Genomic DNA, 14,862 nt, shown 5'->3' with positions numbered 1-14,862 from the left:
ACATTTTTGGAAGAATGTCACCTCACCACCCTGAACACCGGATACCGCATATACCCCGGCTCATTCCACGGAGAGCTCCGGTATACAAAATTCAACTGCGCCTGCGCGCTCGCTGCAAATGCGCTGTCTTCCGCGCGCCGGCGTTCCAGTTCCTTTTTTACCTCCGGATGATTGCGCAGGAACTCGGCTGCCGTGTCTTCAAACACATACGTTGAATACCCCTCTTTCTGTCCGAGTATGGCATCGAAGAAATTCCAGGCGAAGAAAGAATCCCCCGCGGTGGGCTCCAGCGTTTCCATGAGAAAACGGTTGGCCACCTGGTTCATGGGGATGTAATAATCGCCTTTGAGGAATTTGATCTTTTGCCTGCTGGTGGAGACTTTCACGCCGGAGTGGATGTAGTGCTTCTCATACGGCAGCTGCGGCGTTTTGTAATCCTCTATTTTGTATGTTTCCACTTCTATCGTCGTGTCGCGCGGCAGGCGGCGCATCTGCACATTGTTGTTCTGCAGCAGCTCCGTGACCGCCCACCATCCCTGCGGCACGATGTAAGCCTCCGGTTTGCGGACGATATTGCTTTCTTTATAGTAGTTGTAGATTTTCACCTGCCGCTCGTAGGGCTTGTTGCGGTCGTAATACAGCCGTGGCAGGCCGGAAATTTCACTGGGCTTGCGGCCGGCGGTGTAGCCTTTGAAGGTGAAAAACTGGTGGCGGGATTTATCGGGTTCCCAGGCGAGGGGGAACTGTTGTTGTGTTTTAACGGCATTTTTGGTTTGCTCGCGGAGCTGCCGGATGCGGTCGCTGTGCTCGCTGGTGAAGCTGATGAAGCATTCCATGAGGGCGTAGGTGGCCTCTACACGCTGTTTGTAGGGCTTCAGCATATGAGTTTCCGGCACGAAGCCGAAGGTGTGGAAAAGCGTGGTGTAGCCGCTGGAATAGCGGGGGCCGTCCGCATAAGCCACCCAGCCGCTGTCCGGTGTGCTGCCGAAGTGGTTTACGTAGGGGATCAGGTCGTATCCCTTGTCCTTCATTTTTTTGTAGAGCGCCGGCTCGAAGGTGTCGTGCAGGAAGGCGCCCATTACACCGCCCAGCTTGTTGTGCTGGGTTGATAATAAGGTCATAATGTGCTGATAGTCAGCGCCGTTGCTCACGTGGTTGTCGATGAACACGTCCGGGTCGGTCATCTGGTAGATCTGCTGGAAGGCCCTGGCATTGCGGGAGTCGGCTTTGATGAAATCCCGGTTCAGGTCCAGGTTCTGGCCGTTGCCGCGGGAGCCGAACTCTTCGGGCCCGTTCTGGTCCACCCGGTAGAAGGCGTTCCTGTTGAGCGCGCCGCCGATGTTGTACACGGGAATGACGGCCAGTACGATGTTGGCAGGCAGTTTCTTTTTTCCTTGCAGGATGTCGCGCAGCAGCAGCATGCTGGCATCGATGCCGTCGGGTTCGCCGGGGTGGATGCCGTTGTTAATGAGGATGATACGCTTGTTCTTCCGGTGGAGGCTTTTGAAGTTGAAATCCTTGTCCATGGAAAGTACCGCCAGGTGGAGCGGGTATCCGGCGTCCGTTTGTCCCACTTCGAGCAGTTGAAGCTGCGGATAGCGGGCGGCCAGCTGCTTATAATAGGTGATGCATTCGGGGTAGGTGACGGTTTCCCGGGCGTTGGTGCGCTCGTATTTGGTGGTGAGGTCCTGCGCCTGGGCGGACAGGGCAAAGCAGGAGAGGAGCAGGAGGCTGCGGAATGTTCTCATAGTCAAGTTTGGAAGTTGTAATGCCTGAAAGGTTAAAAATACATATTATTTTATCCCTGTTCTCCTTCTGCTTTCCTTGTGTTCTCCTTGTCTTCTCCTTGTATTATCCTATACCCAACGGGTTTTGGGTAATATAGCATCACCAGCCGTCCGTTTCCCACAAATAAAAAAAGCCCTTCCCTTGCCAGGGAAGAGCCGGACTATCTTGAAGCAGCAGCGGTAATTAAGCCACAGCCAGGGCGTTCACCTTCTTAGCAAGCTTGCTTTTCAGGTTCGCAGCCTTGTTTTTGTGGATCACATTACGCTTAGCCAGTTTGTCGATCATGGAGATTACTTCCGGTAAGTCCTTGTCAGCAGCTGATTTATCGGTCAGCTTCTTCAGGTCCCGTATGGCATTACGGGTAGTTTTACCGTAGTAACGGTTACGCTCATTACGCTTTCTGCTCTGACGTACGTCTTTTTTCGTTGCTTTATGGTTTGCCATTTTCTAAATTTCAAGTTTCGGAGGGCAAAGGTAAGCTTTATCTTTTTATAAACAAAAATAAAAGCAGGTATTTCTGTTTTCGGCAGGAGAACAGGAAGACCAGGATACAGCGTTAAAGATATGAAAATATAATTATATTAACCAGGCGATACGGCGTTTTTTAATCAGAAAACACCCGTGTTAAATGCCTGAAAATCCCAAATCTTTAGCGATATTTGCAATCCCGTATCTCATTTTACAGGTCTAATGTAAGAGCGGGCATCAAAAGAGGATGAAATTGAACCGAAGACCAAGCTTAAATTTCGTTGTAAATGAAGGACTTTTCGTTTGTCACTAACTCGCACCCGGCGTATATTGAATCATTGTACCAGGAGTACCGCAAAGATCCGGCGACGGTAGACCCGGAGTGGACCAAGTTTTTTGAAGGATTCGACTTTGCGGTGAGCAACGCTAACGGGAAAGTGGATGCCAAAGGCACAGCAGGCCCGGTGAGCAGTGAACAATTCGCAAAAGAACTGGGCGTGTACCGCCTCATCCAGGCGTACCGCAAGAAAGGCCACCTCATCGCCAAAACCAACCCCATCCGCGAAAGAAAGGACCGCAGCGCGAATCTCGACCTGAAACATTTCGGCCTTGCCGATGCCGACCTGAAAACGGAATTCTTCGCCGGCCAGATCATCGGCCTCGGCAGAACCAGTCTTGAAAAAATATTACAGCACGTAAAGACCGTATACGCCTCCACTGTAGGCGTTGAATTTACTTATATCAACGATCTCGACAAGATCGAGTGGCTGCAGAAAGAGCTGGAAACCACTTTCAAAAAGCCCCTCGCGGTGGAACAGAAAAAGCGCATCCTCTCCAAGCTGAACCAGGGTGTGATGTTCGAGAAGTTCCTGCATACCAAATACATCGGCCAGAAACGTTTCTCGCTGGAAGGCGGCGAAACCACCATCCCCGCGCTCGACGCCATGATCAACACTGCCGCGGAATACGGCGTGCAGGAAGCGGTCATCGGCATGGCGCACCGCGGCCGTCTCAATGTGCTGGCCAACATCCTCGGTAAAACATACGAACAGATATTCTCCGAATTTGAAGGCACCGCCACCCCTGATACCACCATGGGCAGCGGTGACGTGAAATATCACCTCGGCTTCCGCGCCAGCATTCAAACCGCCAGCGGCAAGGAAGTAAATCTGCAGCTCACGCCCAACCCTTCTCACCTGGAAGTGGTAGACCCGGTGGTAGTAGGCTTTGCGCGCAGCAAGGCGGACGTGATCTATAACAGCGACTACGACAAAATACTGCCGATCCTCATTCACGGCGACGCGGCCATTGCAGGGCAGGGCGTGGTGTATGAAGTGGCGCAGATGAGCAAGCTGAGGGGGTATTATACAGGGGGCACCATGCACTTCGTCATCAACAACCAGATCGGCTTCACTACTGATTTTGAAGATGCGCGCTCATCCGACTACTGTACCAGCGTTGCTTCCATCGTGCAGGCGCCGGTGTTCCATGTGAACGGTGATGATGTGGAAGCCGTGGTAAAGATCGCGGAGATCGCCACCCGTTACCGCCAGGAATTCAACTCCGATATTTACATCGATATGGTTTGTTACCGCAAGCACGGGCATAACGAAGGAGATGATCCCAAGTTCACCCAGCCCAAGCTCTATGCGGCGATCGACAAACATCCCAACCCCCGCGAAGTATATTCGCAGCAGCTGATCGCCAACGGCGATGTAGATGCGGCCATCGCGCAGGAAATGGAAAAAGCCTTCTGGGCGGACCTCCAGGAACGCCTCGATGAAGTAAAACAACACCCGCTTCCCTACAAATACCAGCAACCCGAACGCTGGTGGCAGGAACTCCGCAAGGCCACCCCGGAAGATTTCCTCAAATCGCCGGATACCGCCATCACGCCGGAACAGCTGCAGCAGATATTCAAAGCCATGATGGAGATCCCCGCGGGCTTTAAACCGCTGCGTAAAGTGGAAAAGCTGCTGCAGGACAAACAGAAGCTGTTCGATGAACAGGGGCAGCTGGACTGGGCTTCGGGCGAATTGTTGGCCTATGGCAGCCTGCTGCTGGAAGGCCGGGACGTGCGCCTGAGCGGGCAGGACGTGAAGCGGGGAACATTCTCCCACCGCCACGCCGTGCTGCGCAGCGAAGAAACGGACGAAGAGCACAACCGCCTCAGCAAGATCAGCGAGAACCAGGGCAAATTCCGCATCTATAACTCCCTGCTCAGCGAATTCGCTGTGCTGGGCTTCGAATACGGCTATTCCATCGCCAACCCTTACGCGCTCACCATCTGGGAAGCGCAGTTCGGCGATTTCATGAATGGCGGGCAAACGCTTATCGATCAGTTCATTACTTCCGCGGAAACCAAATGGCAAAAGCAAAGCGGCCTCGTAATGCTGCTGCCGCACGGGTATGAAGGGCAAGGGCCGGAGCACTCCAGTGCCCGCCTGGAACGCTTCCTGCAGCAGTGCGCGGAGTATAATTTCTTCGTCACCAACTGCACCACCGCCGCGAGCTTCTTCCATGCATTGCGCCGGCAGCTGGCGGAGCCTTTCCGCAAGCCGATGATCAACTTCTCACCCAAAGCGAACCTGCGTCACGTACGGAGCTACAGCCCCGTGTCGGATTTCACGCAGGGCGGATTTAAAGAAGTGCTGGATGATCCGTTCATCACCGATGCATCGCGTGTGAAGAAAGTACTGTTGTGCAGCGGCAAAATGTATTTCGACCTGAGCGAAAAACAGATCAAGGAAGACCGCAAAGATGTGGCGATCGTTCGCCTGGAACAGCTGTATCCGCTGCCTGTCGCCCAACTGGAAGGTATCCAGCAGAAATACAAAGGCGCCACCTGGTTCTGGGTACAGGAAGAACCGCTGAACATGGGCGCCGCCAGCTTCCTGCAGATGAACCTCAAACAGTTCAACTACGGCGTGATCAGCAGAAACCCGAGCGCGGCCACCGCCACCGGCTACGCCAAAGTGCATGCGCAGGAACAGCAGGAGATCATAGACACAGCTTTTAATATCTAAACCTGGAGGGTAATCATATGATAATTGAAATTAAAGTTCCTACGGTAGGAGAATCAATCAGCGAGGTCACAATAGCCAAATGGCTGAAGAAAGACGGGGATTATGTGCAGCAGGATGAAATTTTATGTGAAATGGAATCCGAGAAGGCCACTTTTGAGCTGAATGCTGAAAAGCCGGGCGTACTCAAGATCCTGGCGGAAGAAGGCGCCACCCTCAACATCGGAGATGTGGCATGCACCATTGATACGGATGCCGCAGCCCCGGCCGGAGCGCCCGCCGCATCTGCCGCACCCGCAGCAGCACCTGCCGCAGAAAACGCCCCCCAGGCTGAAGCGCCACCCGCCGCACCCGCGGTCAACAAAGGCACGATAGACATTAAAGTACCCACCATAGGCGAATCCATCAGTGAAGTAACGCTCGTAAAATGGCTGAAGCAAACCGGCGATTACGTAGAGCGCGATGAAGTAGTAGCAGAGATGGAATCAGAAAAAGCATCTTTCGAGCTGCCGGCGGAAGAAGCCGGTGTGCTGAAAACCCTGGCGAAAGAAGGCGATACCCTCAACATCGGGGACGTTGCCTGCCAGATAGATACCGCCGCCCCGCGCCCCGCCGGCAAAGCGCAACCCGCGCCGCAGCAGGCCGCGCCCGCCGCAAAACCCGTCACGCAACAGGCGCCGGTTACATCCATCCCCAACGATGTGAAGGCAACACCTGTAGCCGCCGCCGTGATCGCGGATAAAAAGGTGGACCCCGCTTCCATCAAAGGCAGCGGCGCCCACGGCAAGATCATGAAAGACGACGTTTTCTCCGCGCTGTCCAACCCCGGCGTAGCCATCGGGCAGGAGCTGTTCACCCGCAACGAGCGCAGGGAGAAAATGAGCAACCTGCGGAAAACCGTATCGCGCAGGCTCGTGGAAGCCAAGAACACCACGGCCATGCTCACCACTTTCAATGAAGTGGACATGACCAACATCATGGCCATCCGCAGCAAATACAAAGAAACCTTCAAAACAGCCCACGGCGTGAACCTCGGCTTCATGAGCTTCTTCACCAAAGCCGTTTGCTTCGCGCTGCAGGAATTCCCCGCCGTGAATGCTTATATCGACGGAGAAGAGCTGGTGTATCATGATTTCTGCGACATCTCCATCGCCGTATCAGCGCCGAAAGGACTGGTAGTGCCCGTGATCCGCAACGCGGAAAGCCTGGGCATGGCGGACATCGAGAAAAAAGTAGTGGAACTGGCTACCAAAGCGCGTGACAACAAGTTGTCCATGGACGAGATGACCGGCGGTACCTTCACCATCACCAACGGCGGCGTATTCGGTTCCCTCATGAGCACGCCCATCATAAACATCCCGCAATCCGCCATCCTCGGCATGCACAAGATACAGGAACGCCCTATGGCTGTCAACGGCCAGGTAGTGATCCGCCCGATGATGTACGTTGCGCTGAGTTATGACCACCGCATCATCGACGGCCGCGAATCCGTAAGCTTCCTCGTAAGGGTAAAAGATATGCTGGAGAATCCCGAGCAACTGCTCTTCGGCAAAGACCCGGTGAAAGCATTGCTGAAAGTATAATACCGGAAGGGCGTATCAAACTGGTACGCCCTTTTTTATTGTTTTACAAACCTGTCTGCTCCCGCCACAATATCAAACCCCTTTGCACCCTTTTCAAACTTTACCAGCGGCGGAAACTCCACGAAGAAAAATTCGTTTACACTGGAAAAATGCGCCAGCAGCGGCTCTCCGCCGTCGATGCTGATCCGTAGTTCGTTGTTCGCAAAAGTGGCTACCACCGTAGTGTTGCCCAGTTTATAAGTGCCGGCGTACTGTCGCAGCGTATCCGCAGGCACCGTCACCGTTTTTATCTTTTGGGTTTGATGAAAATCTTTCCAGCCATAGGTAAGCCCGATGCTCCGCACTACTTCATTGGCTACATCAAAATTATCCGAATTGACCATGATCACGTAGCCGTTACCGCCATCCAGACTGCCTAGGTACGTGCTGGTAAAGCCTTCATTTCCGCCGTTATGGCTAAAGTAGGTGTGTTCCTTTTCTTTCCGGATGAACACGCCAAGAGCGGATGACGGGTTGATGTAAGGTGTGAGGCGCGTTTTGGTCATGGCCGGGGAAAGCACTTTGGAGGATTGGCCGGCGTAGGAAAGTTGTGTTTCGATGATGTATTTCGCAAGGTCTGTCGGCGTTGTCCACAGCCCCGCGGCGGCCATTTCGGGATACACGTGATATTTTCCTTTCACCGGCTCGCCGTTGCGGTGGTGGCCTGTAGCCAGCAGGTTTTTCTTGCTTTGCGGCGCCGGTTGCGTGAAGAAGCTGCCCGTCATGCCCAACGGATCGAGCACTTCCCGTTGCAGAAACACATCATATTTTTCGCCGGTGACGCCGGTGAGGATCAGTTGTGAAATGGTGGTGCCGCCGCCGGAATACTGCATCCGTTTGCCGGATGTGAAGGCTGGCTTTACTTCTTTGGTATTGGCGGGTTTTTCGCCGCGGAGGATCTGCTCCACCGTTGGCAGCGTGTCCGTTACTTCGTAGCCGGGAAACCCATGTATGGTCAGCCCCGCGGTATGGCTTAACAGGTGATTGAGCGTGATCTTCCCCGAATCGGCGGAAGGATGCCAGGTTTTGAGATAGGTGTTGATGTCCTCATCCAGCTTCAGCTGCTGCCGCTCCACCAGCTTGAGGATAGCCACGCCGTTCAGCGATTTGCTGATAGATGCGGCCTGGAAGAGCGTTTGCGGCGTTACCCGTCGTTTTTCTTCCACATCCGCCCATCCGTATCCGCGCGCCCATTCAATTTTGTAATCGCGGATAACGGCGATGCTGATGCCGGGAACTTTGTAATGACGCAGGCGTTCTTCCAGCGTCCAGCGCGGCTGGCCTTCGATTTCCACCCAGCTGGCGAGGTTACTTTCTACCTGCCTGATCCTGTTTTCCACTTCGGAGGAATAGGACTGCGCAAGGAGAGGGCAGCTGAACAGGAGAAAAACGATGCAGTATTGGAGTTTTAACATACATAAAAATTAAGCAAATACCGGCACCTGGCAAAGGGGAAGTGACGAACGGGTGGTAATTTAATGTGAACGACTATCTTTGCCCGATGACGCGCTGGGAAAATTACATCATCGCTGCGGAAAAGATCATACAGGACTATAATGGCGCCATGCCATTGCATCATTATCTGAAATCTTTTTTCAAAGCGCATCCGCATATGGGTAGCCGCGATAGGAAAAGGGTACAGCAGCTGGTGTATCATTACTTCCGCCTTGGCCGCACGGAACCCGCGCTGCCGCTGCGTGAACGCATTTTGCTGGGTACATTTCTCTGTGAGCAGTCCCACGACGAGCTGCTGGCCTTCTTCAAGCCGGAATGGAATGCGGCTGCTGCTTTAACGGTGGATGAAAAGCTGGCGCTGGTGCAAAAGCAGCTCAACATTTTCCCGTTCGCCGCACATCTTTCCGCCGGCATCGACGCTTCCGCATTTTCCCGTTCTTTCCTGCAGCAGCCGAAGCTGTTCATCCGCATGCGCCCCGGCAGGGAAGCCGCCATCCTGCGGCTCGCGGGCGACGCCGAAAGGGTGGGGGAGAACGCCCTGGCATTTCCCAACGGCACCAAAATAGAAACCCTCATTCCGGATAAAAGCTGGTATGAGATACAGGATCTCTCCTCACAGGAAACCGGGCTGCGGTTTAACCCGCACGCCGGTGAGCACTGGTGGGATTGCTGCGCCGCCAGCGGGGGCAAGTCCATTTTACTGCACGATCTGCAACCGGCTATTCATTTACTGGCCACCGACGTGCGCGCAAGCATCATCGAAAACCTGCGCAAACGTTTTGCGGAAGCAAACATTCGTTCCTATAGCGCCAAAGTGATGGACCTCACCGGCGCGGGTTTACAGGCGTCGCTGCCCCGCACCCGTTTTTCGGGCATCATACTCGATGCGCCCTGCAGCGGTTCCGGCACCTGGGGCCGTACACCGGAGAACCTTTATTATTTCAGGGAAGAGCAGATCATGACGTATGCGTCCCTGCAGCGGCAGATCGCGCGGAATGTGGCGCCTTTCCTGGAGCCGGGAGGAACGCTTGTTTATATTACCTGTTCTGTTTTCAGGGAAGAGAACGAAGGAGCTGTGGCTTTTATCGAAAAAGAATGCGGGTTGAAGATAGTGGAAAGCGGCGTGATCAGCGGTTATCAGCGGAATGCGGATACGATGTTCGTGGCGGTGGCGAAAAAGAAAGCCCCTGAAGCGGCCCATCATGGCCGCAATGTGCATAAGCTGCGTCGTGCCGGCCAAAAAGAAAGCCCCTGAACCTTGGCGGTGCAGGGGCTTCGCAATGAATTATTCGTTTAGCGGCGGATGATCCCCCCCGCCAGCACATCATCTCCTTCGTAAAACACGGCGGACTGCCCCGGCGCAATACCTTTCACTTCTTCATAAAAATTCACTTTCACCGTATTGCCGTCACCGTTATACACGTTCGCCAGCGCGCCTTTGTCCTTGTAACGGATCTTCACCATCGCTTCCATGCCTTCGGGGAGGTGATCGTACTTCACGAGGTTCAGCCCGCCCACATTCATGATGCTGCGGTTCAGCTCATGTTCTTCGCCAAGCACGATAGTATTGGTTTCCGGGATGATCTCCGTTACGAAGATCGGCTTGCCCAGCGCAATGTCCAGCCCTTTCCGCTGCCCGATCGTATAGAAGGGGTAACCTTTATGTTTGCCCACGATGGTGCCGTCCGCCAGCACGAAATTGCCGCCGTTCACCCTTTCTTCCAGTCCATCTACCTTGCGTTTCAGGAACCCGCGGTAGTCGTTGTCCGGCACAAAGCAGATCTCGTAGCTTTCCGCTTTTTTCGCCAGTTCGGGATAGCCGAAGTCCATCGCCATCTGGCGGATCTCCGTTTTGCGGTAGCCGCCCAGCGGCAGGAGGGTACGTTTAACCACGTCCTGGTCCAGCCCCCAGAGCACATAACTCTGGTCTTTGGTTTCGTCCAGCCCCTTGCTGATCACCCCACGGCCGTTTTCTATGCGCAGCTTGGCATAGTGCCCTGTAGCGATGAATTCGCAGTCCATCGCGTCCGCGCGCTTCATCAATGCCCGCCATTTGATATGTGTATTGCAAAGCACGCAGGGGTTGGGAGTGCGGCCCGCCAGGTATTCGTCCACGAAATTGTTGATCACAAAATCGCCGAATTCCTCCCGGATGTCCAGTATGAAATGCGGAAAGCCATGATGCACGGCTGCCGCGCGGGCATCGTTGAAAGAATCCAGGTTACAGCAACCCGTTTCCTTTTTAGAAGGACCGGCAGAGGCGTAATCCCAGGTCTTCATGGTGATGCCCACCACTTCATACCCTTGTTCATGCAGCATCAGGGCAGTAACAGTACTGTCGATCCCCCCGCTCATGGCTACCAACACTTTTCCATGCTTGCTCATCTTTTTCAGCTTGTTAAGAGTGCAAAATTACTGAAATCCTGCCAAAAGGGTATAGATAGTCGCGATAAGGGCATAGAGGCCGCGGCGGATGTGATCGCCGCTTCCCGGCCCTGGCCGTATTTTGTAAAATCTTTAGTAATTTGTCAAAAATCCGGAATGCTAATTATATATTTACGATGATTAGCAATGTTATTTAATAAATTTTCCATGCATGCTTTCAAGACTCAATAGACAACACGTTGTGAATAATCCCGCCTGGGGTATTTCAGAAGATTATTTCCAGTATCCTGAAAAAGTGCTGCAGTTCGGCACCGGCGTATTGCTGCGGGGGCTGGTAGACTACCTGGTGGACGATGCCAATAAAAAGGGAATCTTCAAAGGCCGGATCGTTGTGATCAAGTCCACCGACGGAGAGGCAGGCGCTTTTGCTGCGCAGGACGGCCTTTACACCACACATATCAAAGGGATCGCGCAGGGGCGGCCGGTTGATCAATACCTGGTAAATGCTTCTATTAGCCGCGTATTGCAATCGAATGCAGAATGGGAGGCGATTCTCGAAACAGTCGGCCAGCCGCAGCTGGAGATCATTGTTTCCAATACCACGGAAGTGGGTATTCAGTATGTGGAGGAGCATATCGCCGCGGGGGTGCCGGCGTCCTATCCCGGCAAACTGCTCGCCCTGCTGTACGAACGCTACCGCAGGTTTGAAGGGGCGGCGGATAAAGGATTTGTGATCATACCCACCGAACTGGTGGTAGACAATGGCAAGCTGCTGCAGGAGATCGTGCTGAAGCTCGCCGGTTATAACAAGCTGCCGGATGCGTTCATCAACTGGATCACCAGCGCTAACCGGTTCTGCAGCTCGCTGGTAGACCGGATCGTGCCCGGCAGGCCGAAGGATCTTGCCGAATGCTGGAAAGAAGCGGGGTATGAAGATGAATTGTGGATCGATGCGGAACCCTTCCTGCTGTGGGCGATCGAAGGAGATGAAGCCGTTGCGGAAAAACTCTCCTTCCGGAAAGCGGACGAAAGAATGCTGGTAGCCGCCAGCATCACGCCTTACCGCGAACAAAAGCTGCGCATCCTCAACGGCAGCCATACCGCGGCCGTATGCCTCGGCTATCTTTCCGGCCTTAATACCGTGTACGAATGCATGCAGGATGCTTTCATGAACAGCTTCTTTAAAAAGGCCGTCATGGAAGAAATACTGCCCACGCTTTCCGCGCTGGGGCCGCAGACCGCGCAGTTTGCGCAGGACGTGCTGGACCGTTTTGCCAATCCTTCCATCGAACATAAACTGCTCAGCATCACTTTCCAGACCAGTTCCAAAATGAATGCCCGCAATGTGCAGACCATCCTTCGTTATCATGACGCAAAAGGACTGCTGCCGGAAAGCATCTGCCTCGGATTTGCGGCTACGCTGCTGTTCCTCCGGCCGGCGCAGGAACTGAACGGTAAATATAAAGGAGCACGCGACGGCGAATATTACGATATCAATGATGATAACGCCGCCGTATTCGCGCAGTACTGGAGCACGGTAAAATCGCCGGAGTACGCGGAGGTAGCGGCGATGGTAAAAGCCATCTGCTCCGACAAAAAGCTTTGGGAAACCGACCTGGACAAGCTTCCGGGCTTTGCCGATGCCATCACCGGTCATCTTACCGGCATGATGCAGCACGGCGTGAAAGGATATATCACTAATCATTCGAGGGTATTATAAGAGCGTTATGAAAACATTTCTGTCCGAAGATTTCCTGTTGCAAACGGAAACGGCTAAACGACTATATTTTGACTACGCGAAAGACATGCCGGTGATCGATTACCACAATCATCTTCCGCCGGACGAGATCGCAGCCAATCACAGATTCGCCAGCCTCACGGACGCCTGGCTCAAAGGCGACCACTATAAATGGCGCGCCATGCGGGCCAACGGGGTCAATGAAGACCTGATCACCGGCGCCGCCAGTGACTGGGAGAAATTCAAAGCCTGGGCCGAAACCGTGCCCTACACCATGCGCAACCCGCTCTATCACTGGACGCACATGGAGCTGCGCAATCCTTTCGGTGTGAAGGAGGTATTGAATGGCGATAACGCGAAAAGCATATACGAAACATGCAACGCGCAGTTGCCGCAGCTGAGCACACAAGCCCTGCTGCAGCATTTCAAAGTGGATGCGCTGTGCACTACCGATGATCCCTGCGATTCACTGGAACATCACATCAATATCCGTCAGCAAGGGCTGGCGGTAAAAGTGCTGCCCACCTTCCGGCCGGATAAAGCGATGGCCGTGGAAGATCCCGCCGCGTTCAAAGCATACCTGCAGAAACTGGGCGCCGCCGCGGATGTGGAGATCAGCAGCTATGCCGCGTTACTCGAAGCATTGAAAAAGCGGCATGACTATTTTCATGCACAGGGCGGCCGCCTTTCCGATCATGGCCTTTCTTTCTTTGTGCAGGAAGACTTTACGGAAGCAGCGCTGGAAACGGCTTTCCAGGCGCTGATGGCCGGTAAGGTACTGGATGCCAAAGCAGCAGCCATGTTCAAATCCGGTACCCTGCATTTTATCTGCACCTGGAACCATGAAAAAGGCTGGGCGCAGCAATTCCACGCAGGCGCACTGCGGAACAACAACTCCCGCCTGCTGCAGCGCATTGGCGCGGATGCCGGCGTGGACTCTATCGGCGACTGGCCGATGGCCGAAGCGATGAGCCGTTTCTTTGACGGGCTGGACAAACAGGGAAAGCTGGCGAAGACCATCGTATACAACCTGAACCCTTCCCACAACGAAGTATATGCCACCATGATGGGCAATTTCCAGGACGGCAGCGTGGCCGGTAAAATGCAGTTCGGCTCCGGCTGGTGGTTCCTGGACCAGAAAGACGGTATGGAAAAGCAGATGAACGCCCTCAGCAATATGGGCCTGCTCAGCAGGTTCGTGGGCATGCTCACGGACTCCCGCAGCTTCCTCTCTTATTCCCGGCATGAGTATTTCAGAAGAATATTGTGTAATTTGATCGGTAATGATGTAGAAAACGGTGAACTGCCGGCCGACGAAAAGTGGCTCGGTAAAATGGTACAGGATATCGCTTACAATAACGCCAAAGCCTATTTTTCTTTTTGATGCAACCCGTAAGAATTATCACATTCGGAGAAATATTATTGCGCCTGTCGCCGGAATGGTCGAAGCAGCAGGCCGCGATCTTTGTAGGTGGCGCGGAAGCCAACGTAGCCGCGGCATTAGCTACATGGGGCAACAAGGTGGCCTATATCAGCAAAGTGCCGGAGAATGGCCTGTCCAGGCAGGTATTGCAGCAGCTGGAACAGGTAGGCATCTCCACAGACAGGATGTTGTGGGGGGGAGACCGCATTGGCGCATATTACCTCGCGCAGGGCGCCGACCTGAAACATGCGGAAGTAGTATATGACCGTAAGTATTCCGCGTTCAGCGCCATTCAGCCGGGTACGGTAGATTGGGACGCATTGCTCGGTGATGCGGAATGGTTCCACTGGAGCGCTATTTCACCCGCCCTCAATCCGGACGCCGTCATCATCTGCCGCGAAGTCCTGGAAGCCGCTACCCGCAAAGGCATGACCATCTCCACCGATCTGAACTATCGCAGCAAGCTCTGGCAATACGGCCAGTCGCCGTTACAGGTAATGCCGGAGCTGACAAAATACTGCCACCTCATTATGGGGAACATATGGGCCGCCAACATGATGCTCGGTACACCGTTGAACCAGGAGGCTATTGCCATTGACCGCAAGGAACAATACCTCGAGGCCGCAAAAGCCTCCGCAGCGGATATTGTAAAGGCATTTCCGAAATGCGACCGCGTAGCGTTCACGTTCCGGTTTTCCGCCGCGCCCTCACACAACCTGTATTACGCTGTTTACTGGAAGGGTGGCCAGCTTTTTGTGTCGAAGCAATATGAAACGAACGAAGTAGTGGACAGGGTAGGAAGCGGCGATTGCTTTATGGCGGGACTGATACACGCTAACCTGAACGGATATACGGAGCAGGAAACTGTTTCCTTCGCTGCTGCCGCCGCTTATAGCAAGCTGTTCGTGACCGGTGATTTTAATTTGACAACCAGAGAGGCCATCTCGCAAATGATGTAAT

General features: G+C 53.9%; 10 protein-coding genes. 6 read left to right on the top strand and 4 right to left on the bottom strand.

Going from position 1 to position 14,862, the window contains the following annotated elements; genetic code table 11:
* Positions 1 to 17: 17 nt before the first annotated feature.
* The gene (locus CCY01nite_RS01910) at positions 18 to 1,748 is read right to left on the bottom strand and encodes a M14 family metallopeptidase (protein WP_146857609.1); all 1,731 of its coding nucleotides are present in this window, start codon (positions 1,746 to 1,748) and stop codon (positions 18 to 20) included.
* A gap of 223 nt (positions 1,749 to 1,971) precedes the next feature.
* The gene (rpsT, locus tag CCY01nite_RS01905) at positions 1,972 to 2,232 is read right to left on the bottom strand and encodes a 30S ribosomal protein S20 (RefSeq protein WP_146857608.1); all 261 of its coding nucleotides are present in this window, start codon (positions 2,230 to 2,232) and stop codon (positions 1,972 to 1,974) included.
* Positions 2,233 to 2,543: 311 nt separating this feature from the next.
* Here rpsT and CCY01nite_RS01900 point away from each other — a divergent pair, with 311 nt between their 5' ends.
* Together CCY01nite_RS01900 and odhB are read left to right on the top strand one after the other, a co-directional pair.
* Complete coding sequence (locus tag CCY01nite_RS01900; protein ID WP_146857607.1) at positions 2,544 to 5,282, top strand: 2-oxoglutarate dehydrogenase E1 component; 2,739 nt, start codon at positions 2,544 to 2,546, stop codon at positions 5,280 to 5,282.
* A 17-nt stretch (positions 5,283 to 5,299) separates the two neighbouring features.
* Positions 5,300 to 6,862, top strand: a complete 1,563-nt coding sequence (odhB, locus tag CCY01nite_RS01895; protein WP_146857606.1) for a 2-oxoglutarate dehydrogenase complex dihydrolipoyllysine-residue succinyltransferase — start codon at positions 5,300 to 5,302, stop codon at positions 6,860 to 6,862.
* Between the two features lie 35 nt (positions 6,863 to 6,897).
* On the opposite strand, the gene CCY01nite_RS01890 is transcribed toward odhB, so the two are convergent.
* Entirely contained in the window at positions 6,898 to 8,316 is a 1,419-nt protein-coding gene (locus tag CCY01nite_RS01890; RefSeq protein WP_146857605.1) for a serine hydrolase domain-containing protein, read from the bottom strand.
* A gap of 86 nt (positions 8,317 to 8,402) precedes the next feature.
* On the opposite strand from CCY01nite_RS01890, the gene CCY01nite_RS01885 reads away from it, so the two are divergent.
* On the top strand, positions 8,403 to 9,611 hold the full coding sequence (locus CCY01nite_RS01885) for an RsmB/NOP family class I SAM-dependent RNA methyltransferase (protein ID WP_146857604.1): 1,209 nt from the start codon (positions 8,403 to 8,405) through the stop codon (positions 9,609 to 9,611).
* Positions 9,612 to 9,649: 38 nt separating this feature from the next.
* On the opposite strand, the gene mnmA is transcribed toward CCY01nite_RS01885, so the two are convergent.
* Complete coding sequence (gene mnmA, locus CCY01nite_RS01880) at positions 9,650 to 10,741, bottom strand: tRNA 2-thiouridine(34) synthase MnmA (RefSeq protein WP_146857603.1); 1,092 nt, start codon at positions 10,739 to 10,741, stop codon at positions 9,650 to 9,652.
* Between the two features lie 211 nt (positions 10,742 to 10,952).
* Here mnmA and CCY01nite_RS01875 point away from each other — a divergent pair, with 211 nt between their 5' ends.
* The 3 genes from CCY01nite_RS01875 to CCY01nite_RS01865 are packed head-to-tail and all read left to right on the top strand — an operon-like array spanning position 10,953 to position 14,861.
* Positions 10,953 to 12,461, top strand: coding sequence for a tagaturonate reductase (locus tag CCY01nite_RS01875; RefSeq protein ID WP_146857602.1), 1,509 nt, complete (start codon positions 10,953 to 10,955; stop codon positions 12,459 to 12,461).
* A gap of 7 nt (positions 12,462 to 12,468) precedes the next feature.
* On the top strand, positions 12,469 to 13,863 hold the full coding sequence (uxaC, locus tag CCY01nite_RS01870) for a glucuronate isomerase (RefSeq protein ID WP_146857601.1): 1,395 nt from the start codon (positions 12,469 to 12,471) through the stop codon (positions 13,861 to 13,863).
* Positions 13,863 to 14,861: a sugar kinase gene (locus CCY01nite_RS01865; RefSeq protein ID WP_146857600.1), complete on the top strand. Its 999-nt coding sequence runs from the start codon at positions 13,863 to 13,865 to the stop codon at positions 14,859 to 14,861. Before uxaC ends, CCY01nite_RS01865 begins: the two co-directional genes overlap by 1 nt.
* Position 14,862: the final 1 nt, after the last annotated feature.

Source organism: Chitinophaga cymbidii, from assembly GCF_007992715.1.
Lineage (GTDB): Bacteria > Bacteroidota > Bacteroidia > Chitinophagales > Chitinophagaceae > Chitinophaga > Chitinophaga cymbidii.
Note: the sequence above shows the minus strand (reverse complement) of the source record. Positions and strands in the feature narration are given on the sequence as shown.

Coding starts and splice junctions, on each gene's coding strand:
- CCY01nite_RS01910 (WP_146857609.1), bottom strand. CDS start 1,748: ATGAGAACATTCCGCAGCCTCCTGCTCCTCTCCTGCTTTGCCCTGTCC.
- rpsT (WP_146857608.1), bottom strand. CDS start 2,232: ATGGCAAACCATAAAGCAACGAAAAAAGACGTACGTCAGAGCAGAAAG.
- CCY01nite_RS01900 (WP_146857607.1), top strand. CDS start 2,544: ATGAAGGACTTTTCGTTTGTCACTAACTCGCACCCGGCGTATATTGAA.
- odhB (WP_146857606.1), top strand. CDS start 5,300: ATGATAATTGAAATTAAAGTTCCTACGGTAGGAGAATCAATCAGCGAG.
- CCY01nite_RS01890 (WP_146857605.1), bottom strand. CDS start 8,316: ATGTTAAAACTCCAATACTGCATCGTTTTTCTCCTGTTCAGCTGCCCT.
- CCY01nite_RS01885 (WP_146857604.1), top strand. CDS start 8,403: ATGACGCGCTGGGAAAATTACATCATCGCTGCGGAAAAGATCATACAG.
- mnmA (WP_146857603.1), bottom strand. CDS start 10,741: ATGAGCAAGCATGGAAAAGTGTTGGTAGCCATGAGCGGGGGGATCGAC.
- CCY01nite_RS01875 (WP_146857602.1), top strand. CDS start 10,953: ATGCTTTCAAGACTCAATAGACAACACGTTGTGAATAATCCCGCCTGG.
- uxaC (WP_146857601.1), top strand. CDS start 12,469: ATGAAAACATTTCTGTCCGAAGATTTCCTGTTGCAAACGGAAACGGCT.
- CCY01nite_RS01865 (WP_146857600.1), top strand. CDS start 13,863: ATGCAACCCGTAAGAATTATCACATTCGGAGAAATATTATTGCGCCTG.